Origin of the sequence: Shimazuella alba, assembly GCF_009831235.1 — a bacterium.
Lineage (GTDB): Bacteria > Bacillota > Bacilli > Thermoactinomycetales > Thermoactinomycetaceae > Shimazuella > Shimazuella alba.
Genome location: NZ_WUUL01000001.1, coordinates 1 through 26,067, shown reverse-complemented (window position 1 = coordinate 26,067; position 26,067 = coordinate 1). Strand labels below are relative to the sequence as shown.

Below are 26,067 nucleotides of genomic sequence, written 5' to 3'. Positions count from 1 at the left end.
ACTCTTTCATTCCTCCTATCGTTCACGGATAGTGTGCGCAAGAGATAGGGGGAATATTCCATTGAATAAATAGAATCATGGTATAGAGATACTTCAAATTAGATTTTGACATAAGGGGTATAAATTTTTTATAATTGCAAATAATATCTTCCTTTTAATTGAAATGGGGCATGAAATGACCATCACCACAAACCTCGGTCAGATCGCAAAGCTGATGGGGGAAGAGGTAGAGCGACAGGGTGATTCTCTTATCTATGTCGCTCACATGATTCACGCGTGGGTCTATGCGGAGACTAGGTCGAATCAACTCCCTACGATGGATGACATTCTCCAGTTGGGAAAGTTGGTAAACCCAGAGGTAACTGGGTGGAGACCTGGACCTGCTGTCTTCCTTCACAACGCAGGTACTGCTGCTCCTTCATATGCAATCGCTGAGCGTCTGGAAAGGTTGGTCGCTGTACTTCACAAACTCGCAAGCTCTTCCTCGCTGGATGATGACTTCGCAAAAGAGTGGGTGAAGCAGTTCGAAGATATTCACCCTTTCATCGATGGAAATGGAAGAGTTGGCTGTATCCTGTACAACTGGATTCGGGGAAGGATCACAAATAACCCTGATCCGCTTCCGGAACTGTTCAAGTAAAACAGCACAGTGCCCTTCCTCCTCATACATCTGTTGGAGGGAAGGGCACTGATTCATATTAAAGCTAATCTTTCTAATATAATGAAAGAACAACCAAGAGCATAGAAATGTAAGGTCCTATACTCCTTATCGTTCCACAAGTAGCTATGTTATTACCGATAAACCAATAATGGAACAAAGGATAATGCTAAGTAAAATACCACAAACGATTTATTGATCGATAGTATGCTATTTCTGATTCAAACAAATAAACACCATCATTTAGACTTGCGTTCGGTCTATCTAGTTTATCTTCGTCCATGAAAACATCTAACTCATTTCCCATGCGTATATAATTTTATCGAAGCAAAGAAAATACAGTGGACCAGTGCAGGTGTCATTTGATCGTACTTTGATCGCTGATGGCTTGCAGATCGGTGGTACAGTGATGCCACATAGAGCAGCTTCAGTACATTTTGATTCTAGTTACCACGTTTGCTAATTCACAATTTTAGACGATATTAGAAAAATCAGAATAAATGAATTATTAGACGAAATTTTTCAAATGAAAAGAAATCTCGTTTTGTTGTCTATTTTTTGTTGTGTGGTTGTAGTAACCGGAGGATGCCTCTTGGATCGATATTGTTTTAAAATAAATAATAATGAAAACCACATAACCTCTATACACTTAGAGACCATGTGGTTTTCTTATTGGGGAAATTGAACTTCGTCTTTTGGATGCTGATTTTACCTATTGGTTGAAAATCTCCATTCGAAATTCTGAAAAGATGATATAATAGTAATGTTGGTAATAATACACAAAAGGAAGTGTTACCCATCGAAATGATTATCCTGACCCCAAATGAATGGAACACTACTGAAGAAAATTTGAGCCTTATATTTACCGAGTTGCAAACTTAGAGATTAGAAAAGAGGGGTTATCCCCATAGCCATCAAGTTCATAATAAAATAATCTCAAAGACGAAAAACACGCTATTCTTTCTTTAAGAACGAAAAGAAAGAATGGTGTGTTTTCTGTGATTGTATCCACCAAAGAATAACTCTATTTGTTTTCACAGGTATTACAAAAATAACTTTCCCCTACAGAAGTGGAACAATTGGCAGAATGTGAAACGGGAAAGATTGGAATGTCACCTGTATGAGCAGCTTATTGCCATCCTCATTTTTTCCTCTACTTTGTTTCAGAGAGAGGTTTTGCTACGCAAAAGTAGTATGAAGGTAAGCGAGTATAAGCCTTTTTATATCATTTAAACCTATTTCCCTTTATTCCATCAGTCTATACAGATAAACACCCAAGCATATGCAAAGATCCTTCTTCGCCCAGATAAAAAAAATGGACGAAAATCTCCATCGATACAAGAAAAAGACTGTCTTTGACATATTGGGTGTTGTTTATGAGTACAGCCTATCCATTGAGAAATTAGTATAATTTAAAAAACAAGCCTAGCTAGGCTTGTTTGGTGGCGTATTTTCTAAAATTGAGTGGGGTGAAATAACTTGTACTCCACATCAGGGTCCAGTTGATCGATTCTCTCACTGTGCCCAGCGAAGAGGCAGGGAATCTGCCAGCTTGTACCTAAGAATGAGGGTCTGGTCGAATGCGGCACCGAGGACGTTGGGATACATGGCAACCGATTCTTCCTCATGAGAGACGGCAGTAGTAGCCACGTTTTCCTCGCCATCCTTGACGAAGATAGTGATGCAGTTCAAGAACTTCTTGTGCTTCCTCTCCTCGTCCTTAAGTCGCATGCTGCACTTGGTGGACAGGGGGTGAACATCCGGAGTTCGAGGGTGTAAGTGGCTCCGTACAGAGAGTAGGAATTCCCCTTGGTCCGATCGCCAGAAACGCCGAAGCGAAGCTGGAAGTTGTTCTCTCCGAGAAGATGAGAAACGTCAACCTGCATGGCTCTTTCTTCTAGTGTGAGAGATGTACATCAAGCTTTGTATTTTCATTATACGGAATTCTTATTGTTTTGTATAATTCTAATCATTAACAGGATTTTTGGGGATAATCTATTTTCCCTTTAGCTTGATGAATATGGGTTAACTCTCTTTTTTTGTGCCGTCAGAGATAGATTTCATTACATTCCGTTATACCCTCAATCGCCGGATGCTGGTTTCGGTAACTCTATCTAAATAATCTCTTATATAATTACGTGTTATCTTTACTGACTCTTTTAATGGAATTTGTTGATCACCAGAATAATAGGCTCTTTTCTCAACAAAGCTGCAACCTCTACAGCGATGGCATCTCCGTGAATTCATCAAAAGAAAACCAAGTACGCTATATCATGCTTCTCTCTATGGCAAGAACTGAATTAGGTTAGAAAAATTTGTCCCACCATCACTTTTCATCTCGGTGTCCATAGACAGACATACTCCCTTTTATCAGACAAAAACGCCTACCCTATAGTAGACGTTTTACGCATTTATTTTATAATTTATTATACTAGTTTTGGAAATTCACTGATTGCTCTTCCTACCTACGAACATCTGTGATTTTAAGTGAGACTTCATTCTGTAAAATCCTTAAGTGTCTCAGTCGGTTACTTCTAAGCTATTTTCTAGCAACAGACCAAGCGGTAGAGTCATTTCACTAATGAAAATGCAATTAGTTTTCCGTCCAATTTGTATTCAGAGTGTACATCCCTTAAACCTCACTTATGAAACCTTTCACTAATTGGATAAACTTTGGTTTGGTTCGATTAGCTGTTTCCATCACTTGTTCGTGAGTAAGGGGCTCCAATTCTTCGCCGATGGCCATATCTGTAATACAAGAAATACCCATCACCCGTAAACCTAAGAAGCTAGCTGCAATTACTTCTGGTACAGTAGACATTCCCACCGCATCTCCGCCCAAGTTACGAAGCATAATGAGTTCAGCAGGTGTCATATATGTTGGTCCACTGATTCCAGCATAAACCCCTTTTTGAACAGAGAAACCATGTCGATGAGCTATTTTCTCTGCTAACTTTACCAATTCAGGTGTATAGGCATGACTCATATCTGGAAATCGAGGACCCAACTCGGATAGATGAGAACCAATAAGTGGGTTGGACCCTGTCATATTGAGGTGGTCTGTTATCACCATTAAGTCACCTGCTTGAAACTTCGCATTCATTCCACCTGCTGCATTGGTCACCAGTAAAGTTTCAATCCCTAATAATTTCATCACATATACAGGGAAGACAACTTCTTGTTGCTCATATCCTTCATAGAAATGAAATCTACCTTGCATCGCAACAACTGTTTTTCCCATCAATTCTCCAATCACTAACTGTCCAGCATGCCCTTCTACTGTTGATACTGGAAAATGCGGGATCTGATCATAAGCAATGATTGTTTTATTTTCAATTTGTTCTGCCAGATCGCCCAATCCAGAACCTAGAATCAACCCGATTGTTGGTTTGATAGAACATGCTTCACGAATCGTATTTGCTGCTTCTTGTATCTGCTTCCAACGTTCCATTTTTGAGTAACTCCTATCCTATTGCTTTTAAAATACCGTGTAGCAACTGAATAAAATCACCTTTTACACGTTCGGCTGTCTCCATCACTTCGGCATGACTTAGTGGTTGTGGTAAAATACCCGCTGCCATATTGGTAATACATGAAATTCCTAAAACACGGATACCAGCATGCCGAGCAACTATTACTTCTGGAACTGTAGACATACCAACGGCATCTCCACCAACAGCCCGAATCATACGAATTTCAGCCGGTGTTTCATATGATGGACCAAGGACCCCAGCATAAACACCTTTTTGCAACGTTATACCTTGTTGCTCTGCAACCTTCTCAGCTAACTGTCTTAATTCCGCATCATATGCTGTTGACATATCTGGAAAGCGTTCCCCTAATTCTGCATCATTAGGACCAATCAATGGATTGCGATACATCATGTTAATATGGTCTTGCATTAACATTAAGTTTCCAGGTTCAAATGATGTATTTACCCCACCTGCTGCATTGGTAACTAGTAGTGACTCTACTCCTAATGCCTTCATCACTCTGATTGGAAATGTAACTGCATCAAGCGGGTGTCCTTCGTAGAGATGAAATCTACCCTGCATTGCAATCACTATCTTCTCTTCTAATTTCCCTATCACCAATTGACCTGCATGGCCTTCCACTGTCGATGTTGGAAAATGTGGGATTTGATCGTAAGAGATAACAACTGGATTATTTATTTCGTCTGCAAGCATCCCCAAACCCGATCCCAAAATAAGACCTATTTTTGGTTGATCTTGCACTTTTTCTTGTATAAATGTAACCGCTTCTTGTAAAAAACTCATCTCGCTCACCCTTTTAACTTTTGATAAAAACTTTCTCCTGAAGGTGTTTTCACTTGAAATATATCTGCAATCGTAGCGCCTACATCTGCAAACGTCTTTCTAACCCCTAAATTTTTATCCCCATTTGTAGCTCTTGTCATATACACCAATAATGGAGTGTACTCTCTTGTGTGATCCGTACCATGAAAAGTTGGATCATTTCCATGATCAGCAGTAATAATGAGCAGATCCTGATCTGTTAATTTTGCTTGAATCTCTGGTAGTCTCGCATCAAACTCTTCCAAAGCTTTGGCATAACCTGCTGGATCACGACGATGACCAAATTTTGCATCAAAATCAACCAAATTCGCAAAGATAAGACCTTCTTTTGTCTCATCAAAACAATCTAGGATTTTGTCTACACCGTCCATATTCGATTCCGTATGTATCGATTTTCCAATTCCTTCGCCATCAAAGATATCGGAAATTTTGCCTACTGCTACAACTTCTATCCCAACTTCTGTTAAATAACTTAAAACAGTTTTGTCAGGTGGTTTCACGCTGTAGTCTCGACGATTTGCAGTTCTTGTGAAGTTCCCTGGTTCCCCAACAAATGGACGAGCAATAACGCGAACAACTGAAAAACGATCTTCCAACGTAAGTTCTCTAGCAATTTCACAAATATGGTATAACTCTTCTAAAGGAATAACGTTTTCATGCGCGGCAATCTGAAAAACACTGTCTGCTGAAGTGTATACAATCATACTGCCGGTTTCCATATGTTCGGCACCAAGTTCCTCGATAATTTGCGTACCTGATGCCACACAGTTTCCAATTACTTTGCGACCTGTCTTTTCCTCTAACAACTGAATCAATTCACTAGGAAAACCGTCTGGATAACTTGGAAATGGAGTATCCGTTCGCAAACCCAGCATCTCCCAATGTCCTGTTGTAGTATCTTTTCCTTTTGAAACCTCAACCATCTTTCCAAAATAAGCTTCTGGTGTATTTACTGGCGGTATGCCTTCTAAAGTTTCAATATTACCTAACCCTAGTTTTTGCATATTAGGCATATGTAAACCATTTTGATGTTGCGAAATATGTAGTAAGGTGTGAGCACCTACGTCATTAAAATTGCCGGCGTCTGGCAATTCTCCAATCCCTACACTATCTAACACAATAAGAAAAACACGGGAAATAGACAACATTTTCACCTCTACTAAAAAGGGTAATAGGAATTTGATGATGTTCTTGCTTTACGGATTAGACAGCGCCTGCCTGTATGGATGTAAACGAAATAAAAATTTGATCACTTTTTAAATCTACCAAAAAAGGGACGAATCGCATAGTCTTATCATGCACTTCGTTCCCTACTACCATGCGATATTCTTTTGTTTTATTCGCCAATCCAATAAAAAACAAATAATCGGTCTAACCAAGTATTAGAAAATGATTGATCTATCTGCTCAAAAGTAGACACCTTTACAGCATTTCCAAATGGTTCTTGATAAGGAGACCGAGGAGGAAAAAAAGTTGTGAGCAAATGGAATAATTGGGAAATCAGAAAGACAAACAAGAGAAAGAGACCAATAAACAAACTTACTCTTTTTATTTTTTGTAAAGAAAATATCATGAGTATCACCCTTTTTCCATAACTACTTCACTTTATGGATTAGGATGATCATTTATGTTATAGAATTGCTAGTTTCACGACATCATTAAGAGGTGTATATGGTAACTGTAAACTTTCCGCCACTGCTTCGTAAGTTACTTGACCTTCTATGACATTGACCCCTTTTGCCAGCGGTCGATTAGACTGAATTGCTTTGCTTACTCCTTGGGATGCTATTTGTACCGCATAAGGAATAGTTACATTGGTCAGTGCAATCGTAGAGGTACGAGGAACTGCGCCAGGCATATTCGCAACTGAATAGTGAACAACTCCATGTTTTTCATAGGTTGGTTCACTATGTGTAGTAACTCTATCGATCGTTTCAATTGAACCGCCTTGGTCAATCGCAACATCAACAATAACAGAGCCTGCTTCCATTTCTTCTACCATATCCTCAGTTACTAGCCTTGGTGCTCTTCTCCCAGGGATTAATACAGCTCCAACAAGCAAATCTGTTTTTCGTACAGCTTCCCTTATATTATAAGGGTTAGACATAACCGTATTCAGACGCCCACCAAAGATATCGTCTAACTGGCGAAGACGTTCAGGATTAACATCTAAGAGGGTGACATTGGCTCCTAAACCAATTGCCATTTTTGCAGCATTGGTTCCTACCACTCCACCACCGATGATAACTACATTACCAGCAGAAACACCTGGAACTCCACCTAATAATACACCTTTGCCTCCATGTGGTTTCTCTAGAAACTGAGCTCCAATTTGAACAGACATCCTTCCTGCTACTTCGCTCATGGGAGTTAGTAAAGGTAATGCTCCATTGTCCAATTGAATGGTTTCATAAGCAATAGCAGTAACTTTCTTCTCCATTAACGCTTTCGTTAATGCAAGTTCTGGAGCCAAATGTAAGTATGTAAACAAAACAAGGTTCTCGCGAAAATAGCCATACTCAGCAGGTAGAGGTTCTTTCACTTTGAGAATCATTTCAGCTTTTGCCCATACAGCCTCCGCTGAAGAGAGAATTTCAGCACCATGCTGAGCATATTCTTCATCAGTGAAACCGCTTCCAATACCGGCATTTGTTTCAATGATGACTTGATGGCCAATACGAGTTAAAGCATCAATACCAGCAGGAGTAATAGCAACACGATTTTCATTGTTTTTAATTTCTTTTGGTACACCAACTATCATAATAGGTCCTCCTTTGCATGTCCCCTCTATCTTACCACTTTTCACAACATTCTAGTCCATAAAAAAAGAGATCTTTTATTGATCTCTCATCGCATTATGTGACCCTAGCGCCAACTAATTTTTTTGGATCTGCTACTACTTCTTTGCAACGTCTACAAACACCATGAAAAGTTAATCGATGGTCCACTATTTGAAACTGATATTCTTCTTCTACTCTTGCTTCAATCGGGGTTAACAAATCTTCCATAATTTCGTCTACTTCTCCGCAGTTTAAGCAAATCAAGTGATGATGATGATGTTCTGCCCCTTCTGCTCGAAATTCATAGCGAGTCACACCATCACCAAAGTTAAGTTTATGAATGACAGAGAGGTCACTTAACAACTCCAGAGTTCGATAAACAGTAGCTAATCCAATCTCTGGTGCCTTCTCCTTCACCAACAGGTAAACATCTTCAGCACTCAGATGTGCTTCCTCATTCTCTATTAGAACGCGGACAGTTGCTTCCCGTTGGGGGGTTAATTTGTAGTTATGGGCAGATAGTTGTTGTTTAATTTGATTTACCCGTTTTTCCACAGACACACCCCCCTATGTCATATAACCATTATAGGTGAGAAATAAATAGGAAGTCAAACCACATAACAAAAACTATTAGATAAGAATCATTATAACAAATTACATCCCAAAAGGAATCACGTTTTTCATAAGTACAGGTGACACATATGCCTCTGTAGCAGCCACTAAGAGCAGGCACACGGTCAGTGCAGATGCAAGTAAAGAATAATGGACGAATTGCGGATAGATGGGACCTCTACTATTCATAAAACGATTTTTCACCAGTGTGATTGAAAATTGAATGCCGGCAACAGATAAAATCAGTAATACTGGAATAACAACAATATTAATAGGAATAACTGCTGCAACTGCGAACCATAATCCCTTCCAAGAAAGCTGATTAATTAGAAAACCAATGGTAAAACCAGTAACCAGTCCTTTGAAAAAAAGATATACCAACATGACGGGAATCCCAATTACAGATAATCCAAGTATCCACATCAAAGCTAGCATCTTAAAATAATCACCAATTGAATGTTGAAAAGCAATACTCGGATCCGCAATATCATCCCGCGCAAGCCCTTGGAAAAAGTATTGTAAGTATTGTAGTAGTTCGGTTTTTTTGTTCACATCCAGTGTATTGACAATTACTGCTCCAAAAACTACTCCTACTAGAAACAAAACACTGACAAATAGATAGATTGATTTTTGTTCTATCAGATGATCCACTAATAGATGCAGCACACGATTTTTCCGTTTCATCCATCATCTCCGCCTTTCTTTTTCCTCTTACTCTATGAACATAAGAAGACAGATATGATAGTGTCATAAATCGAAAAAAGAAAATAAGATCCCTTTTGACAGGAATCTTATGGTTGTTTTACTTGTTCAATGATCTTATAAGATATCCATCCAGTAAAATCTTGCTGACCATTGTTACCGGTTACATAGCACCATATCTCAGCATCCTCTTTATCTACTTCTGTTTTATCCACCTGTATACTTTGATTTTTTACTATTTGAAGCAACACAGAAGAATCTTCTTTTGGATTCTGGTAAACATTCCCCTGATCAGATGATACTGTTTGTTTTGTATTGACTAGTTCAGCAGCTTTTTTCTTTGCTTCTTCGTACTTCGCATCTGCCTCTGCCTCTTCATTTTCTTTTGTTTCGTCTTCACTAGGCGCAGTTGGTTCGATCGAATTTCCATCTTTCGGATCTTCTGGAGAGGTAATGATTTTTACAGGTGTCATCACTTTTGTAGGAATCTCTTTTTCTGCTTCGTCCTCTCTCACAACAGTGATAATTTGTTCATTCACTCGGTTAGATATAGTTTTTTCTTGTGTTGGCTGCTTGTTCTCATCCATTGGACCATGTTGTTTTGCGATGGATTGTTTTTGCTGTGTTGCGGGATTGCTGTCAGTTGAAACTTGCTTTGATGGAAACGTAACCAAACCGCAGCCTGTTGGAACGAGAAAAAGAATAGAAAATAGAAAAATATATAGGTAACGCATATAGGCCTCCAAATCGGTATTTACTCGGAAAAGATATCAAAAAGAGTTAAGAATATTTTCTGAAAAAAACCGAAAGAAATCAATATGTAAAATCGGAAAGTTGTTACTTTTTTATTAACAAAAAACAGGTAACTTTCCTAAAAGTTACCTGTAAAACCATTTAAAAACGATATATGCTTTCTACGATTACACCACAGAAGTACGTAAGACCTAGACAAATAGAACTAATCATACCTGGCGCTTCTAAAAACATGGAAACATCAGAGTGAAAATAAAGGTACAAGAAAGCATATGTAATTGGCAAAATCGTATTTAACACCAATATGCTCCGGGATACAATCCCACACGCCGTTATATTCCTCCGATAATAATAACCAAGTAGTGTGTTGATAATAAATACGAAGGCAAGCAACATGTATAGCAAACTATCACCTAGCGCCTTACCAAAAAGCATGACCCCAAAAAAACAAGCAGCGTAAAGCTGAAAGATGATGGGATAACGAGCGATAGGTTTGCGATACCAATCGTTTAACACTACCACTAGATTAAAAGCAATCACCACTAATGTTGTTAGAAGTAGTAGTACTGGCCACAGATATGACCACTCGAAAAAATTGGTAATGATTAACCCTGAAACAAATGGTAACACGTATAGTACCCATAGTCTAAGTGTATAGCGTGCTCCTGTGAGGGAAATGCTTCTGTTCTGTGTGTCGTGATTCACTTCCATCACCTCGAAGCAATAAACAGAATACTTCCATTATAGCATAAAGGATGTTTTTTCACAAAACTTTCAATTCTACATCTACTTTAATTTCCATAATGTGATAGCATGCACTGTTTTTGCGTCACAAATTTCTCCTGAAGAAATTTTGTCAAGGCACTCATCCCATGTTAATTCCACCCGCTCTACAAACTCATCCTCATCAGGCGAAGTTTCCCCTAGTGTTAACTGACTTGCTTCATACAAATGAATAAATTCATCGGCGAAACCTGGTGAAGTATAAAAACCAACGAGCTTTTTCCATGTATTTGCGCTATAACCAGTCTCTTCTTGCAATTCTCTTTTTGCACATATTTTCGGTTCTTCACCGATGTCTAATTTCCCTGCTGGAATCTCATAAATTGTTTTTTCTAATGCTTTGCGATATTGACGCACCAATACAAGCTTTTGTTCATTAGTTATTGCCATAATTGCTACGGCTCCAGGATGTTTCACAATTTCCCGATAAGAGGTTCCTCCATCTGGCAACGAGACTTTATCTACTTGCAAATCAATTATTTTCCCTTTATATATCTTCTCGGATGTCAATGTCTTTTCTTCTAAGTTTTTCATAATTGTTATGTAACCTCCTATCCTTTCATATTTTTTATTATATCTTTTTTCTGGCAACACTGGACGAAAAGCGATCAATGGAGGAAAATAAAAATGAACAAAAGCATAAAACTCACTGGTAAAGCGTGGCAAATCCAAGCACAACTGCGGCAATGGGCAAAAACCCCTATTACATTAGCTGAATTTATTGAGAGAAATAGGAAAAAAGAAACCCATCTACGCCTTATCAAGTAAAAATCTCATATGAGGTGAACCATTCTGAACACCTATCAACCAGACACAAAACAGTCTTTGCAAGATGCCTTAGAAGAAATAAAAAAATGGGAAGAAGATCAGTCTGATCTATGGTTTTGGGAAAAACTTGGTCGCATCCCTTTTGCAATCTTAGACAAGATAACACCAAATGTAATCCAAAAATATATTGGCATTGCACTCGATGAATTGGGCAGCTATATCCAAACGGGTGGACAATATCTGACCTCCCAAGATAGAGTCCTTCAAAAATATGCCCCTCACCTTCTTATGCAATCGTCTGATGAAGTCACGATTGATAAAATAGCCCATGTTCCACTCGCTTTAATGAACAAAGTAGCAGAAGACAACAAAGCAAATCATACCAATTTCGCTACAGTCCAAGGAGCTACCACGGGATTCGGCGGTATTTTCACATTAGCAATTGATATACCATTACTACTTGGTACATCATTAAAAATTTTGCAAGAAATGGCAATCACTTATGGATATGATCCAAAAGAAAAAGAAGAGCGTATTTTTATCGTAAAATGCCTTCAATTCTCCAGCTCCGACTTTGTGGGCAAACAAGCCATTTTAAAAGAATTAACTGAAATGAGCACAGAACAAGAAGCTATTTCGAAACTCCAGGGTTGGAGAGAAGTTATTTTTGCTTATCGAGATAATTATGGATGGAAAAAATTATTTCAGATGGTACCAGTCTTAGGAATGATATTTGGAGCTGTTATCAATCGTTACACGATCCAAGATGTAGCAGAAGCTGGTCAAATGTTATATCGAAAGAGGCGTGTATTGGCTAAAATGAAGGAATTTGAGTACAAATGGGAAGATGACGAAGCTGATTCTTCAACCTCAGAGGAGAAAGCTGATGAAAATCTATGATATCAGCGAGCCCTTATACAACGGCATGACCGTTTGGCCAGGAGACAATGACTACCAATTTCATCTTACTTCCACTATTAATCCTTCTAGTTGTGCAAATGTCGGTTCCCTTACTTTGAGTACACATACAGGTACTCATATTGATTCCCCTTTTCATTTTGATGACAATGGGAAAAAAGTACATGAACTAGATTTATCTTTATATGTGGGATCTTGTAAAGTGATTTATCTCAAAGATAAATCCTCTATTACCATAGAAGACTTACAATCATTTGAGCTACATCATGTAAAAAGATTACTAATCCGAACCGATTCATGGAAAGATAGATCCACTTTTCCAGATCGATTTACCTATTTAGAACCAGAAATAGCATCCTATTTGCAAACGATTGGGGTAAAACTACTAGGAGTGGATGTTCCTTCTGTTGATCCTGCTGATAGTGATACGTTGCTAGCTCACCACGCCTTACATCAAAATGGCATACACATCTTAGAAAGAGTGATATTGGATCAAGTAGATGCCGGAATTTATGAATTGATCGCACTGCCCCTATCCATTGAAAATGGAGATGGTAGTCCTGTGAGAGCTGTGTTACGATCAGACAAGTAACATATCGTTCTGCTTGATTATAAAAAAATGAATACCTCTTTATACAGAAACCAATTTTCTAATGAACCTAGGAAGATTGGTTTCTGTATATGAAACTAACCCTCATGATGTTATTCTCTTTTTATTCGAAAAGATTCTGCCGACCTCACCCACTTCATCCCTTTAGCAATTAACTGTGCTTATCATTTATGTGATCAGAGTACAGTAAAAAATAGCGAATAACCTTAAAAATGCTGATTTTTACCCGGAATGTGATGCAAACTCGTATAAAATTTAATATAATATTTGGTAAATTTATTAATCATAGTCTTTCAATACGTATTTATCATTATTTGATTTAAACAAAAGTCTTCTTCTATTATCAAATTTTCGATCTTCTCATTTTATCATTAATGCGAAATGAATATTTTTGGTATGATAAAATCTCTTATTCTTTTTAAGGATTTAAAAAGCAAAGAAGTATTTAGACAGTTTTATCTCACACAATTTTTACCCCGAGTGAAAAATATATCAGGTGTTATTGGGATAAGAATCACCAATTATCTTCAGCAGATAGGCCAAGATCTGATACCAATTATTGATAGGCTTGAATTTATGATTGAGCTACATTTCGAATCGAAACAAGAGTTGAGTAGAGTGGTAGAAACAACAGAATACCAAGAATTGCTGAAATTAATCGATGAAAAATCACCTAGAGAAATTATTTATTTATTAGGTCATCAAACAACATACAATGATAAACAGAAGTTTCTGCTCCTTCCTAGATGGTAATGTGACAACCAGTTCGTGGACGTTGTGATAAACAAAGTCATTCTAATTCACTTAAACAGATGATAGGGGAAGTTTTACATGATCAAAACAACAAGCATCTTTCGCAATATAAATGACCTAGATAGTTTTCAAACTTTCTACGAAAACATTTTCCCAAAAATACATCAATTACCTGGCATTGTGGAAACAAATATTACAAGAGTAGATGAGCAAAACGTTGCTGGAATCCAACTCATTATTGATACTTTTTATGAATCAGAGGCAGCTATGCAAAATGTATTGGTTTCTTCCGAAGCACAAGCACTCATGAATCAAATAGCTCAAAGTAACATTGCAGAATTTTACTTTTTCATTGGAGAAGAACAATATATAGACCTCAGGAAGAAATTGAAAGAAACAAATAGCGAGGCTAAAAAGGGCTGATCGGACAACCTTTTGTTTTTCTGATCATACATACATATAAAAATTTCAAGCTCGGTCAATCAGCAAAGGGATTATACAGTCATTTAACTTAAATCCAAGCTTATTTGATCTTTCTACAATTTCTCCGACTCTCAAAAAAGGAGAAGACTGTAATTCATCGAGTTTACTTTAAGTACCATATAAATACTTTGCTTGTCACCAAAGAAAGGAACCAAGAAGCATGATTAAATCTGTTATCATTTATAAAAATGTTGAAAATAGCGATGCTTTTAAGCAATTTTATCTTCATGAAATTTTGCCTAGAGTGAAAAACATAACAGGTATTATCGGAATCAATATTACCAATATTCTTCAACAAATACGGGAAGATGTAATACCATCCATCCGTGGAGTTCAGTTTATTATTGAATTATATTTTGAATCTGAGCAAACCATGAATGAAGTTGCCCACACTTTTGAATGTCAAGAACTAATGACCATTATGAAAAATGAAGCACCAGGGGAAGTAACTAGCCTTCTCGGTCGGCAAAATACTTATACGAATAGCAGGCAAAAGTTTCTTTATGCTCCTCGATGGGATAATGAGTAAAAACATAAAAGTAATACCTTTATATTGTACAACTCATCATTTTTCTGTTAAAAACCTAACTATTTTTCGAGAAGGATGTTTTTAATGATTAAAACAACCACATTTTATCGCAATATTGAAGATCCAGATAGTTTCCAAGCTTTTTACGATAGCATTTTTCAAGAAATACATCAATTTCCCGGAATAATCGAAACAAAGGTTACAAGAATTTATGATGAAAATGAAGATGGCATACAACTTATTCTGGATACCCTGTTCGAATCAGAAGCTGCCATGCAGCGTGTTTTAGCTAAAGTGACGTAGCAAGACTTGTGCCCTTGTCTGAGGTGTATATCTTCGCTGGGATTATTTGTATCTATTTTTGCTCAAGTAGAGTAAGTAATTTAATTCATCATTTTCATTTAAATTATGTGGGGCTTTCTCGCTAGATGCGAGAAAGCCCACCACAACAGTGCCCTCAAATTACTCTGTCACCCGAACGGCCAAAACCGACGTGAGCGACGAGGAGAATGGACAGCATTCGTATAAGTAATGGACCTTAGCTCTCCTGACTGATACCGCAACCGAAGCATTGCTTCCTTCGAAAGACGGCCACCAGAGAAAATCGTCAGCTCATTGACAACGTCCTGAGCATTGATCTCCCACTTCTCCTTCTCGGAGATACAAGTCAGGGTGAGCGTTTCGATCAAACGACGTCCATTCACCATCCCGACTTCGTACTCATGCGTGATCACATCTCCACGAGACATCGCGTTAATGATACCAGCATTGATCTTGAATCCCGCATACGTAATCTCGTTGGCGTAAACATCTCCGCCACGGATATTCGCAGAGAGGAATACCTGCTGTTCAGCCTTCACAAGCGCGGCGTTGTAGCTGCCAATGATGACGATCTTGGCCTTCTTGATCGAACCCTTGTTGTAACCTCGGATCCCAACCTCGACTGCTTCCAGATCGCCTTCGTTGTAGCTGCCGATGGTGATCTTCTGCGTCGTGATCTTCTTCTTGTTGTATCCTCGGATCTCGACGGACTCGGTCGCTTCCAGATCACCTTCGTTGTAGCTGCCGATAGTGATCTTCTGCGTCGTGATTTTCTTCTTGTTGTATCCTCGGATCTCGACGGACTCGGTCGCTTCCAGATCACCTTCGTTGTAGCTGCCGATAGTGATGATCTTGGCCTTCTTGATCGAACCCTTGTTGTAACCTCGGATCCCAACCTCGACTGCTTCTAGATTGCCTTCGTTGTAGCTGCCGATGGTGATCTTCTGCGTCGTGATCTTCTTCTTGTTGTATCCTCGGATCTCGACGGATTCAATCGCTTCCAGATCACCTTCGTTGTGGCTACCGATGGTGATGAACTTGGCCTTCTTGATCGAACCCTTGTTGTGACCTCGGATCCCAACCTCGACTGCTTCTAGATCGCCTTCGTTGTAGCTGCCGATGGTGATCTTCTGCGTCGTGATCTTCTTCTTGTTGTATCCTCGGATCTCGACGAATTCAATCGCTTCCAGATCACCTTCGTTGTGGCTACCGATGGTGATGAACTTGGCCTTCTTGATCGAACCCTTGTTGTAACCTCGGATCCCAACCTCGACTGCTTCTAGATCGCCTTCGTTGTAGCTGCCGATGGTGATCTTCTGCGTCGTGATCTTCTTCTTGTTGTATCCTCGGATCTCGACACCATCTCGTACACGGAGAAGCATCCCTGTGTTCGATCCACCAATCTTGGCGGACAGAAGGTCGAAGTAATCTTTTGAGTTTGAACCGCTGGTATTCAAAATCTGAGTCATGGTTGTCTCTTTCTCTTCAGTATCACTGTTGTGTAAGAAGTAAAATCTTCTCTTATTACTTATATTATCAGGTTTCATCTCATTTTTAATTAAAAATTTATAACTCATCGGATAAAAGATTTTGAATTCATTCCAGTTTAAACTTTCGGCACGCAAAAATCCCAAGAGGTATAAAAATTTGGTATATTATTCTAATTTCCTACTATTTTTATCATCATATCTTGTGGTTTAAACAGGGTGTCCTGAATCTGATTCTTCTAAGTTTTTAAGTCAAAATCTCCTTAAAATTGGACAATCCAAAAAAATAATTAATCAAAAAAAAAGTTGGTAAAACTCCTTCACTCCTACTCGCAATGAAGAGGTAATAGATTTTCACTCCCATTGCTTAGCATAAAAAGAAACGAGTAGGGATCGTTATCTCCCCTACTCGTTTTTTTTATTTTCTAATCATTTTCAATCGTAAACAGTAACAGATGTACCATCAGATGAAGATTTGTAATAAAGTTCTGCTTTTTTATTACTTCCATCTACAAACTTAGCAACATTGACAGTTTGGCAACTGCCATCACCTAAGTACAAAGTATCTACATAATCATCTGCATTATCTGGATCATACTCATATAAAGTAAATTCCAATATGCCGACGGGAGCGTGTGCACAAACTTTTACATATCCCCCACCAGAATTAAAAACCTGTGACTCGTTATAAGTACCAAGTTTCTGCCAACCACTTGCAGCAAATACAGATGTAAACGGAATGGCAAGCGCAATACTAGTAAGAACCATTGAAACACCAAGTTTTTTCAGTTTCAAAGCTATTCCCCCTAAATAAAATTTTTCTAGCAGTTTTGAGATTGCCATGAATGAATTCAAAAAATATAATATAATTCATGTAACAACCTTAAAACTATACAACAAAGTGTATTCTAATGAATAGAAATATGCAAATTGATAATAGTTTTATAAAACAGAGAATCATATTCTATATATTCGGCATAACACTAAGGGAATCGACATCATACGAACCAAGCAGACTTTTATCCATTTTTATCTTGCCATGATGCCATATCTATCTTTACTTCCCTGATATGATTTAGACCAGTATCCCTGCCAGTGCAGATGCATCTATATCCCGGTAGATGGTATTTGGGAAATACTTGAAACTCTTCTGAAAGCAGACAACAAGTCATGGTTGAGTAGCTTGTAGATGATAGAGATTAATCGCCCAATTTCATAGGTTTTGATTATTCCAAATTCGTATAGCTAGTAATCCTAGGGTTGTCCCACTTATTGAGTCGTAGTTAGATGAATCTGCTGTGATTATCCACAGTGTAGAACCCATGTGAGCCACATTCGAACGTTAAATAAACCTCATCAAGCACAACAGGGAAAAATAGTAGAATTTACCACGCAGCAGACATCATATTGAGGTAATTTGTAAACACGACATGAGAACGGTCTCCTTGTCGCACAGTTGGTATGTTTAGGCATCGTTTTTCTTAATAAAGATAATTGATTGAATAAGAAAAAGCTATACAGTTTAGTAGCTGCCTTAGAATCTCTAGAATGCAACTACAGTCTGCTGAGACATGCAGAACTTCTTGAGAAACATGATTTATTGAGTTATTTGTGTACACCAACCAAAAAATTATTCAGAATTATTAGCCCGAAATTTTGTCTATTCTCAGATTTAAAGGGACCTCCCATATTTTATATAACTAACATGGGAGGTCCCTTCTTTTTCATTATTTATATTTTTTAGTAGCATAAAGAATTAATATTTGCTCCCCTTATTATACATAATGTTTAAAAAATCAATAAACAATGGTCTAATTTCTCTTTTTTATCTTTGGCCAACGGAATTTTGGAACATGCTTTACCATTGTTTCAAAGATAATCCCCCAATGGTGTTCTGATAAAGACGTAATTGGAAAATCATTTTTTATTCCCAGATTTCTTTTTAAATATTTAATTTGAGGTGGTGTAAATACACCTTTTAAAGCCAAATCAATGGTTAGTCGTGGATTTTTAAGCACATAATCGACCAATCCCCTAAAGATTAAATAATCTGCAACCGGTATAATCGGTTTCTTTTTTCTCTTTATCGTAATCATAGCCGAGTCTACACGTGGTGGAGGAGAGAAATTTCTTCGTGAAATTCCTTTCACATACCTTATATCAAACCACATTCTCCAAGCGATAATATATGGGTCTTTTACTAATCTGGATGTAAACCTTCTAGCTGCACCTTTTTCCATCACTATTACTGCGCTTTGAAAACCACTTGAAGGTTTATTAAGAAGCATTTTCATAATCGGTGTTGTAATAGAATAGGGGACATTGGAAACAACAATAAATGGCTCTTTTGGCAAATGCATTTTCAAAATATCTTGATGAAAGACTCTCATATTTGGATTTTGGGTTACTTTTCGTTTCAAAATATCAACAAACTTACTATCATATTCTACAGCCAATACTTTTCCAGCTTTTTGATTCAAAATTGCTGTCAAAGCTCCTTTTCCAGCACCTAGATCTAAAACGGTATCATGTATGCTTACCTTTGCTTGATCTACAATCTCATGAATCAGCTTTTTATTATGAATCAAATGTTGACCAGAAAAATTGGAAGATTTTCCACCAGATGTTTTAGTATTATACTCTTTTATCTTTTTTGTCATTTATACGATCCTCACTTGTAACAATTTGATTGTTCAGCCCTAATCGCATAAAAAAGCCACAGACATGGCGTCTGTGGCTTTAAGTAAACGGGAACAACAATTCTAAAACCAAAATTAGACCTTATAAAATAAAGAACACAAAAGGTCTTCTTTGATTTAAAGAAGAAAATCAATCCTTATTATGATAAAGGGAAAGACCGAATAATCAGTCTTTCCCATTTTATAAAAATATTTCATGGAGATTGTTAAAAATGGGCAGACCTACCCCGTTTACTCTGCGAAAACAGAGCCTTTGAACGTATGAAATTACTTGTTCAAAGCACGGGACTTATTAACTGCACCCATAATTTTAACAACCCTCCTTAAATTTATTTGTACAAAATATACATTACTATCATAGTTCTAGTAATCGATAAAGTCAATAAACAATTCACACTACTCACTAGAGAAGAAAAAATAATCCACTATTCCCCACATGTTATTTCAAAATTGGTTTTCTAGTGATATACACTGGAGGACAAAATGAAGCCAAGACGATTGTCGAGTCAAATTAATTTGAACTTTCCATATCATTGTCATGAGCAGTGATATAAAGACTTAAATGTCCGCGTTATCATCTAATTCGTTCGTGTTTATCTCTTGTGTTTATCTCTTGTGTTTGGCTATTGATAGACATAATGGTACGACATAAGAACCGTCCCCTTTGTCGCTAATATAGCAGCCTGACCGCACAAATCTTCCAGATGATCATTCTTATACGGGAGGATATCTTTTTAAAATACTATTTACCATCCATGTAGTGACATAGAGGGAGAGTACCGTAAGTATTGCTTTTTGCCAGCCAAAGAGATAGGTTCCTTCAACCACAATTGCTGCATTGATCCAAAACATGACAGATCCTATCGACCATGTATATTTCTGGTGAATGACAACCGAGACAATATCGATTCCCCCTGTTGTCCCTCCTGTTGCCATCACGATCCCAATCCCTATTCCAGACAATAACCCTCCCAAAATGGCTCCTAAAATAGCATGTGAAATACTTGGGAGAAAAGCAAATAGGGAAAGAAAGAATGATAAACTGACAGTTCCACAGGTACTTTTTAGCAAAAAATCCGTTCCTACTGAACACCATCCAATCAAAAATAACGGGATATTAAGCACAAAATAGGCAACGCCTAAGGAAATAGGAAAGAAATGTACGATGAGAAGTGCGATACCTCCTGTTCCAGAAACAAGCAGATCATTTGGCTCAATGAATACATGAAAAGCACTGGCAATGAGACCAGTGCCAAGTACGATCCATAGATATGCAAGGGCTTCTTGTTTAGAAAATGCTTTTTTCATTGCTTTAAGCTTTCTACCACTAGATCAAGTGCTCGATCGATTTCATGTTCTTCTGTGAAAAAGTGCGGTGCTAGTCGGATCACATCTGCTCTTGCAGAACCGATGACTTGATTTTCTGCCAAGTAACTTTCTACTTTGTGAGCATCACCTACACGAATTGCTGTTGAAGCCCCTTTCTTTAATGTATCAAGCGGGCTGGCAATTTCTAAACCCCGTTTGTTTGCTCCATCTAAAGTGAATTGAGATAATTCAAGTACACGTTTTTCAATTCGATCCATTCTAACATCTAGTAGAAAATCCATTCCTCCACGAGCGGCAAAAGCTGCGATTACTGGTGGAGTGCCGGTGTTAAAACGTTTCGCCCCTTCTGCGAAGTCAAGATGAGTAGCATCGAAGTAGAAGGGATTTACTCGTCCAAACCATCCTGTCATCGCTGGTTCGATCTGTTCTGCGAGTTCTCGTTTGACATAGAGGAATGCTACACCAGGAATACCAAGCAAATATTTCAGATTGCCTGATGCTAACATGTCAATATCCAATTCCTTTACATTGATATCACATGTCCCAAGCGATTGATATGCATCTACAAATAATTTAGCCCCATGTTCGTGTGCTTTTTTTGCGAAAGCTTTTACATCTTGCTTCGCCCCATTGTAATATCCGACATGATGAAGGGAAACAAGTGCTGTATCTTCATTCAACAGCTCATCCAGTTGTTCAGGAGAGTAGAGACCATCATCTGAAGAAATAAATGCTAAATCGACTAATCCTTTTTTAGCAAAGCTGTTCCATACATGTCCAACAGATGGAAATTCCGCTTCAGTTGTGATGACTTTTTTGCGATTTTGCCAAGGAAAGGTACTGGCAATACTTGTGACCGCATCGGAGACACAGCTTACCACTGCGATTTCATCCACCTCAGCATGAATCAATTTTGCAAAACTCGCCTTGGCCTGCTCTACTCCAGTCATCCAGTAGTCCCAATCCATACCTATTTTTCGCCAGTTTTGAAAATACTCATCCATCGCATTTAAAACAGGGATAGACTGCGGAGCTTGTGAGCAGTTACCGAGGTGAATTTTTTCACTTAGGATAGGAAATTCTTTTCGATAGTTAGATAAACTCATTGCTGAGCTCTCCTTCCGTAGAAATAGTAAGAAATGAGAACCAATACGATCCAAGGAACTCCAAAGTACCAAGCATACTGCCAATCTGCACTGAACAGCATGGAGACAATAATACCAACCAATAAAAGCAGGCCTGTTATAGCCGGAAGCGGATGCCACGGTGCATAATAGGACAAACCTTGCAGCTTGCCATTTTCTTGACGAAAACGTAAGAATGTAATAAAGATCATGATCCAGACGAAAATCCCGCCAAAGATAGAAATACCAAATAACTGACCGAAAGCATTTGGTGTCCATACATTGAGCAGCATAGCGATAGCTAGTCCAATACTAGAAGCTAATAAGGCATTGAGCGGTACACCGCGTTTGTTCAGTTTTCCAAGTGCTTTTGGTGTATAGCCGCCGCGTCCTAAGGAGAACAGCATTCTGCTGCATAGATATAGGTTCGTATTCATACTTGATAGAGCGGCAGTGAGTACAACAAAGTTCATAATACCAGCAGCATAAGGAATACCAAGATGAGAGAACACTTTTACAAAGGGACTCTCTGTCACCGTTTGAGCTCCTGTATGTTCCCATGGTACAACAGCGAGCATAATGCCAAGCGACAAGATATAGAACAGAATCAACCGTACAACCATTGATCGCATCGCTTTTGGAATCGCTTTTTGTGGATCTTTTGCTTCCCCAGCAGTCACAGCGACTACTTCTACACCGTAAAAACTGAAGATCGCCATCAAGACAGCCATCCACACACCAGAGAATCCATTTGGCATAAATCCGCCATTGGATGTATAGTTATGAAATCCAGTAGCTTCAGAGCCAAGACCAAAAACAGCGCAAAATCCAAGAATAATAAAGACGATAATTGCTGTGACTTTGATCGTCGAAAACCAGTATTCAAATGCACCAAAGTTGTTTACTGAACGGGCATTAACGAAAATAATAACTGCGGCAAAGATTACAATCCATAGCCATGTAGGTGTTTCTGGAAACCAATATTGCATGTAGAGGGCAACAGCAGTTGCTTCTCCTCCAATAGCGATCACCTGAGCTCCCCAATACGTGTAGCGAACTAAGTAACCCGCCCATCTCCCGATATACCTTTCCGCATGGGAACCAAAGGAACCAGAAGTCGGGTGAGCCAATGTCATTTCAGATAGACACATCATCATCGTCAGGGCTATAATTGCGGCAATGGCATAACTGATTAAAACTCCAGGGCCAGCATAACCAATAGCGATTCCAGAACCCATAAAAAGACCTGTACCAATGGCGCCACCTAAGGCAATCATGGTCAATTGTCGCTGGGATAGTTTTCTTTGTAGATCGTTTTCTCTTTCGAAAATAGCTTCTTGCTGATTGGACATAGTTGTCACCCCTATGAATAGAGTGTAAATGAGGCAAATCAGATGCAGAAAAAAAGTAATGTGTCCATGTGGATGGAAAACTTACCGTTTGACTGGAGTGCCTTTTACTCCCAAGCAAAAATACTCACTTTGGAAAAACATCAAACCCTCTTTGATCAAGAAGAGGAAATCAACCAGCTCTATGTGGTTATTGAAGGTCGGATACGCCTGTCGATTACCAATAAACTTGGAGAAGAAAAAGCGATCATGATCATAGGGAAAAACGGAATTGTTGGTGACTTAGGATTATATGCGACAAATACATACCTAACGAGTGCAATACCGGTCACTGCCTGCAAAGCACTGAGTTTCCCCACCGCAACATTTCAGCAGTTATTGAAAGAATATCCTCCGCTCTTGCCTTTTTATTTGTTGAATCTCGATAAAAAATTTCAAATCATGACTTCGCAAATTGTAGAACTCTCCTATCAAAGTGCAAGATTTAGAGTTTTGCAATTACTGATACAGTTAGCTGAAACATACGGTGTAGAAGAAGAAAACGGCATTCGTATATCTATCCGTTTTACCCAACAAGAAATGGCTAACGTAGCAGGAGCTTCGAGAGTAACCGTCGCTCAAGTCTTCCAGCTCCTAAGAGAAGAGAAAATATTATTCAAAGAAAACGGTTACATTCTTTTGTCTTCCTTGGATATCCTTGAACGCTTACAAGAGAAATGGAAGTGACTAATTAAATTGTAAACACTTTTTGTCGGATAATCTGTAAAGTACTTTACATTTTGGCTGTTATTATTTGTTATGCTCACTTCAAATTATTATCTTTATTTTCTGTATATTCATTGGAATATAGTGGGGTCGCAAGAAAGAAATCCGTCATCACAGGGATGGCGGACAGAGAGATGGAGGTAAGTATGGATCGTGGTGAATGGTGAAGTCTAGCTACAGCGGATCAACCGTCCAATGAGTTGAGGTCAAGGTGGAGAAGCAGGCAACCCTCTCTTCCAAGACTCCAAGTTTGGGAACTCTTCCAATGTGGTGAGCGTCACTCTTCCGGCATGGCAAGCGTTCATCACTGCTGTTCCAGCGATGCTCGGGTTAGTCAAGTCCTGATTAACAGCGGATCTAGGATAACACAAAAGCCCCTCAGGTGGTTGGAATAGAACGGGCGCTGCTTTTTTAAGAGATCGTTTTCTTTTGATTTTTTGAATAAGATTTTGCTTATGATCGTTCATTACATTTAAAAAAAGAGGATAATTACCAAAATCTGTATTCATCTAATCTTACTATTTCATCTCCCAAAAGAGTAGATGTACCATAGATTTTCAAAAGACAACAATACCTAATCAGTAAACAATCTACTGTTTAACATGAAAAAAATATGTACTACCAGATGAACAAAATGATTTATTAATTTTATGAATAAGTGTGTTGCTAATCCTCATCTCATTTAAACTTATTGCTTGTAAGTTAGAACCCTCCAATTCCAGTAGCACATTTGCAAGTTCAATAGTCTTTTGAAAACATGCAGGAGCAAGATCTCACTGTTTTACTCCAAATGCATATGAAGTATGCATATCCTCAAGATAGATCGCTCACAAACTTGAGCATTGTACAAGAACCTTTGTCCTCGTAATAAGACATAGATAAATAAGTTCCATAAATATAAATCCTTAACCCATATTTTCAGTAAAACCTATACCCATACTAATATGAATTAGGTAACGTTTGAAATATGTCCGTGAATATTCTAAAATCAGTTCTTATATCTTTTTATGTTTGCTCATTGTTTACCTTCTTTTTACAAAAGTTTTCGTCATCCATCAATCCCCTCTGCTGGGGGAGATATCTCGTCCAACAACGAACCTTTTATCATATTGAAAGTTGCATACGGGTCCAAATGATGTCCATAAAAGGAGACAATACTTTAAGATCTTCTGATATAATCTTTTTCTGCTAGCATTAATCAATTTACGCCAATTCGTCGGACATGTATGAAATATGTTGGAACCATACACAAATCCAGTATACAGGATCATTGGATCCTTAAGAAACATAAAAAACCCTTACTGATAGGGAAATTCAGATTAAATCACACGGAATATGAGGTGCATATACATTGGAACTGCTTCAGCTTGAATATTTTCGTACGGTTGCTCGTTTGGAACATATGACCGAAGCAGCGGGGGTATTACATATCACACAATCATCATTAAGTAAGACAATTCAACGATTGGAAGAAGACTTGGGTGTCGCATTATTTGATAGAAACGGCCGTAAGTTAAGACTAAATGAATTTGGTCGTTCTTTTCTCCAACGTGTAGAGAGGGCTTTATTGGAATTAGAGGAGGGAAAACGTGAGATTGTTGATTTGACGAGTAGCGATTATGGTACTTTGTCACTCGCTGTGAATACAGCTTATATATTGCCTGATATCCTTCATCGATTTCGGGAAATTCGACCACAAGTCCAGTTTCATGTACAACAGTTGCAAACCCATGAAATGAAAAAGCAAATGAAGAAAGGGGAGATCGATTTTTGTTTGTCTTCCCCGCCTATACAAGGAAGTGAAGTCGTTTGTGATATTGTTTTCCAAGAAGAAATTTATGTGATTGTTCCAACAACTCATCGATTTGCCAACAGAGACCGAGTTGGTTTATCTGAACTAAAGGAAGAACGTTTTGTCAGTTTAAAAAAAGGTTATGGAATTCGTGATTTAATGGATATTTATTGTGAGAAGGTTGGATTTGTACCTGAAAATGCGTATGAAGGTAATGAACCAGCAACATTGAGTCCTTTGGTTCAAGCAGGATTAGGAATTTCTTTCATACCAAAATCTGCATTGCAAGTCTGGTCTCCAGAAAATATAGTCTTCTTGCAAATTAAGGATCCTGTGTGTATACGGGAGGTGGGACTATCAAGACATCAAAGTCGCTATTTATCAAGTGCAGCCAAGGAATTTCGTCAAGTAATTATAGAGTACTTTCAAAAAATGAATCAAAACGACGGAATTTAAAGTGCTGTTCCTTATAAAAATTCAGGACTATTCCATTATTACGGATAGCCCCGAAAATGTATAAATTTGATGCTTACTCT

Annotated in this window: 27 protein-coding genes and 1 pseudogene; 11 read left to right on the top strand and 17 right to left on the bottom strand. The window is 38.2% G+C overall.

The window, feature by feature from the left end; all coding sequences use genetic code 11:
• Nucleotides 1-175: 175 nt before the first annotated feature.
• Entirely contained in the window at nucleotides 176-640 is a 465-nt protein-coding gene (locus GSM42_RS00135; RefSeq protein WP_160799235.1) for a Fic family protein, read from the top strand.
• 1,101 nt (nucleotides 641-1,741) lie between these two features.
• Nucleotides 1,742-2,069, top strand: a pseudogene (locus GSM42_RS20440) (IS4 family transposase); the annotation flags it as partial.
• Between the two features lie 1,221 nt (nucleotides 2,070-3,290).
• Here GSM42_RS20440 and GSM42_RS00130 read toward each other — a convergent pair.
• The 10 genes from GSM42_RS00130 to GSM42_RS00085 all read right to left on the bottom strand — a co-directional run bounded on the left by GSM42_RS00130 (nucleotide 3,291) and on the right by GSM42_RS00085 (nucleotide 11,138).
• Nucleotides 3,291-4,109: a purine-nucleoside phosphorylase gene (locus GSM42_RS00130; protein ID WP_160799234.1), complete on the bottom strand. Its 819-nt coding sequence runs from the start codon at nucleotides 4,107-4,109 to the stop codon at nucleotides 3,291-3,293.
• Between the two features lie 13 nt (nucleotides 4,110-4,122).
• Nucleotides 4,123-4,935 (bottom strand): purine-nucleoside phosphorylase, encoded by an 813-nt coding sequence (locus tag GSM42_RS00125; RefSeq protein WP_160799233.1) that lies wholly within the window; start codon nucleotides 4,933-4,935, stop codon nucleotides 4,123-4,125.
• 5 nt (nucleotides 4,936-4,940) lie between these two features.
• Nucleotides 4,941-6,122, bottom strand: a complete 1,182-nt coding sequence (gene deoB, locus GSM42_RS00120; protein WP_160799232.1) for a phosphopentomutase — start codon at nucleotides 6,120-6,122, stop codon at nucleotides 4,941-4,943.
• Nucleotides 6,123-6,310: 188 nt separating this feature from the next.
• Nucleotides 6,311-6,547, bottom strand: a complete 237-nt coding sequence (locus tag GSM42_RS00115) for a DUF4227 family protein (protein WP_160799231.1) — start codon at nucleotides 6,545-6,547, stop codon at nucleotides 6,311-6,313.
• A 57-nt stretch (nucleotides 6,548-6,604) separates the two neighbouring features.
• Complete coding sequence (ald, locus tag GSM42_RS00110; protein WP_160799230.1) at nucleotides 6,605-7,735, bottom strand: alanine dehydrogenase; 1,131 nt, start codon at nucleotides 7,733-7,735, stop codon at nucleotides 6,605-6,607.
• Nucleotides 7,736-7,829: 94 nt separating this feature from the next.
• Complete coding sequence (gene fur / locus GSM42_RS00105; RefSeq protein WP_160799229.1) at nucleotides 7,830-8,309, bottom strand: ferric iron uptake transcriptional regulator; 480 nt, start codon at nucleotides 8,307-8,309, stop codon at nucleotides 7,830-7,832.
• A gap of 99 nt (nucleotides 8,310-8,408) precedes the next feature.
• A complete protein-coding gene (gene spoIIM, locus GSM42_RS00100) occupies nucleotides 8,409-9,050 on the bottom strand; it encodes a stage II sporulation protein M (RefSeq protein WP_160799228.1) in 642 nt (213 codons plus the stop codon).
• A 107-nt stretch (nucleotides 9,051-9,157) separates the two neighbouring features.
• Nucleotides 9,158-9,802 carry a hypothetical protein gene (locus tag GSM42_RS00095; protein WP_160799227.1) on the bottom strand — a complete coding sequence of 215 codons (645 nt, stop codon included), beginning with the start codon at nucleotides 9,800-9,802 and terminating at the stop codon, nucleotides 9,158-9,160.
• A gap of 160 nt (nucleotides 9,803-9,962) precedes the next feature.
• A complete protein-coding gene (locus GSM42_RS00090) occupies nucleotides 9,963-10,526 on the bottom strand; it encodes a hypothetical protein (protein ID WP_160799226.1) in 564 nt (187 codons plus the stop codon).
• 81 nt (nucleotides 10,527-10,607) lie between these two features.
• On the bottom strand, nucleotides 10,608-11,138 hold the full coding sequence (locus GSM42_RS00085) for an NUDIX domain-containing protein (RefSeq protein ID WP_160799225.1): 531 nt from the start codon (nucleotides 11,136-11,138) through the stop codon (nucleotides 10,608-10,610).
• A gap of 93 nt (nucleotides 11,139-11,231) precedes the next feature.
• Between GSM42_RS00085 and mciZ the strand changes: the two genes are divergently transcribed.
• The 7 genes from mciZ (at nucleotide 11,232) to GSM42_RS00050 (ending at nucleotide 14,968) form a co-directional block, all read left to right on the top strand.
• A complete protein-coding gene (mciZ, locus tag GSM42_RS00080; RefSeq protein ID WP_160799224.1) occupies nucleotides 11,232-11,372 on the top strand; it encodes a Z-ring formation inhibitor MciZ in 141 nt (46 codons plus the stop codon).
• A 57-nt stretch (nucleotides 11,373-11,429) separates the two neighbouring features.
• Nucleotides 11,430-12,272, top strand: coding sequence for an EcsC family protein (locus tag GSM42_RS00075; protein WP_237446406.1), 843 nt, complete (start codon nucleotides 11,430-11,432; stop codon nucleotides 12,270-12,272).
• On the top strand, nucleotides 12,259-12,882 hold the full coding sequence (kynB, locus tag GSM42_RS00070; protein ID WP_160799223.1) for an arylformamidase: 624 nt from the start codon (nucleotides 12,259-12,261) through the stop codon (nucleotides 12,880-12,882). The genes GSM42_RS00075 and kynB overlap by 14 nt, the downstream gene beginning before the upstream one ends.
• A 414-nt stretch (nucleotides 12,883-13,296) precedes the next feature.
• Nucleotides 13,297-13,653 (top strand): hypothetical protein, encoded by a 357-nt coding sequence (locus GSM42_RS00065; protein WP_160799222.1) that lies wholly within the window; start codon nucleotides 13,297-13,299, stop codon nucleotides 13,651-13,653.
• 78 nt (nucleotides 13,654-13,731) lie between these two features.
• A complete protein-coding gene (locus GSM42_RS00060; RefSeq protein ID WP_160799221.1) occupies nucleotides 13,732-14,076 on the top strand; it encodes a hypothetical protein in 345 nt (114 codons plus the stop codon).
• 220 nt (nucleotides 14,077-14,296) lie between these two features.
• Nucleotides 14,297-14,665, top strand: coding sequence for a hypothetical protein (locus GSM42_RS00055; protein ID WP_160799220.1), 369 nt, complete (start codon nucleotides 14,297-14,299; stop codon nucleotides 14,663-14,665).
• Nucleotides 14,666-14,749: 84 nt separating this feature from the next.
• Complete coding sequence (locus GSM42_RS00050) at nucleotides 14,750-14,968, top strand: hypothetical protein (RefSeq protein WP_160799219.1); 219 nt, start codon at nucleotides 14,750-14,752, stop codon at nucleotides 14,966-14,968.
• Nucleotides 14,969-15,135: 167 nt separating this feature from the next.
• Here GSM42_RS00050 and GSM42_RS00045 read toward each other — a convergent pair whose 3' ends face one another.
• From GSM42_RS00045 to GSM42_RS00020, 6 genes are all read right to left on the bottom strand, one after another.
• The gene (locus GSM42_RS00045) at nucleotides 15,136-16,455 is read right to left on the bottom strand and encodes a hypothetical protein (RefSeq protein WP_160799218.1); all 1,320 of its coding nucleotides are present in this window, start codon (nucleotides 16,453-16,455) and stop codon (nucleotides 15,136-15,138) included.
• A 453-nt stretch (nucleotides 16,456-16,908) separates the two neighbouring features.
• On the bottom strand, nucleotides 16,909-17,268 hold the full coding sequence (locus tag GSM42_RS20325; protein WP_237446405.1) for a hypothetical protein: 360 nt from the start codon (nucleotides 17,266-17,268) through the stop codon (nucleotides 16,909-16,911).
• 1,016 nt (nucleotides 17,269-18,284) lie between these two features.
• On the bottom strand, nucleotides 18,285-19,133 hold the full coding sequence (erm, locus tag GSM42_RS00035) for a 23S ribosomal RNA methyltransferase Erm (protein ID WP_160799217.1): 849 nt from the start codon (nucleotides 19,131-19,133) through the stop codon (nucleotides 18,285-18,287).
• Nucleotides 19,134-19,886: 753 nt separating this feature from the next.
• Nucleotides 19,887-20,480, bottom strand: coding sequence for a YitT family protein (locus GSM42_RS00030; protein WP_160799216.1), 594 nt, complete (start codon nucleotides 20,478-20,480; stop codon nucleotides 19,887-19,889).
• Nucleotides 20,477-21,607, bottom strand: a complete 1,131-nt coding sequence (locus GSM42_RS00025) for an aminotransferase class V-fold PLP-dependent enzyme (RefSeq protein WP_160799215.1) — start codon at nucleotides 21,605-21,607, stop codon at nucleotides 20,477-20,479. The genes GSM42_RS00030 and GSM42_RS00025 overlap by 4 nt, the downstream gene beginning before the upstream one ends.
• The gene (locus tag GSM42_RS00020; RefSeq protein WP_160799214.1) at nucleotides 21,604-22,977 is read right to left on the bottom strand and encodes an amino acid permease; all 1,374 of its coding nucleotides are present in this window, start codon (nucleotides 22,975-22,977) and stop codon (nucleotides 21,604-21,606) included. The genes GSM42_RS00025 and GSM42_RS00020 overlap by 4 nt, the downstream gene beginning before the upstream one ends.
• 42 nt (nucleotides 22,978-23,019) lie before the next feature.
• On the opposite strand from GSM42_RS00020, the gene GSM42_RS00015 reads away from it, so the two are divergent.
• Nucleotides 23,020-23,700, top strand: coding sequence for a Crp/Fnr family transcriptional regulator (locus tag GSM42_RS00015; RefSeq protein ID WP_160799213.1), 681 nt, complete (start codon nucleotides 23,020-23,022; stop codon nucleotides 23,698-23,700).
• 245 nt (nucleotides 23,701-23,945) lie between these two features.
• On the opposite strand, the gene GSM42_RS00010 is transcribed toward GSM42_RS00015, so the two are convergent.
• Nucleotides 23,946-24,248, bottom strand: coding sequence for a hypothetical protein (locus tag GSM42_RS00010; protein ID WP_160799212.1), 303 nt, complete (start codon nucleotides 24,246-24,248; stop codon nucleotides 23,946-23,948).
• An 842-nt stretch (nucleotides 24,249-25,090) separates the two neighbouring features.
• On the opposite strand from GSM42_RS00010, the gene GSM42_RS00005 reads away from it, so the two are divergent.
• On the top strand, nucleotides 25,091-25,987 hold the full coding sequence (locus GSM42_RS00005; RefSeq protein WP_160799211.1) for a LysR family transcriptional regulator: 897 nt from the start codon (nucleotides 25,091-25,093) through the stop codon (nucleotides 25,985-25,987).
• Nucleotides 25,988-26,067: the final 80 nt, after the last annotated feature.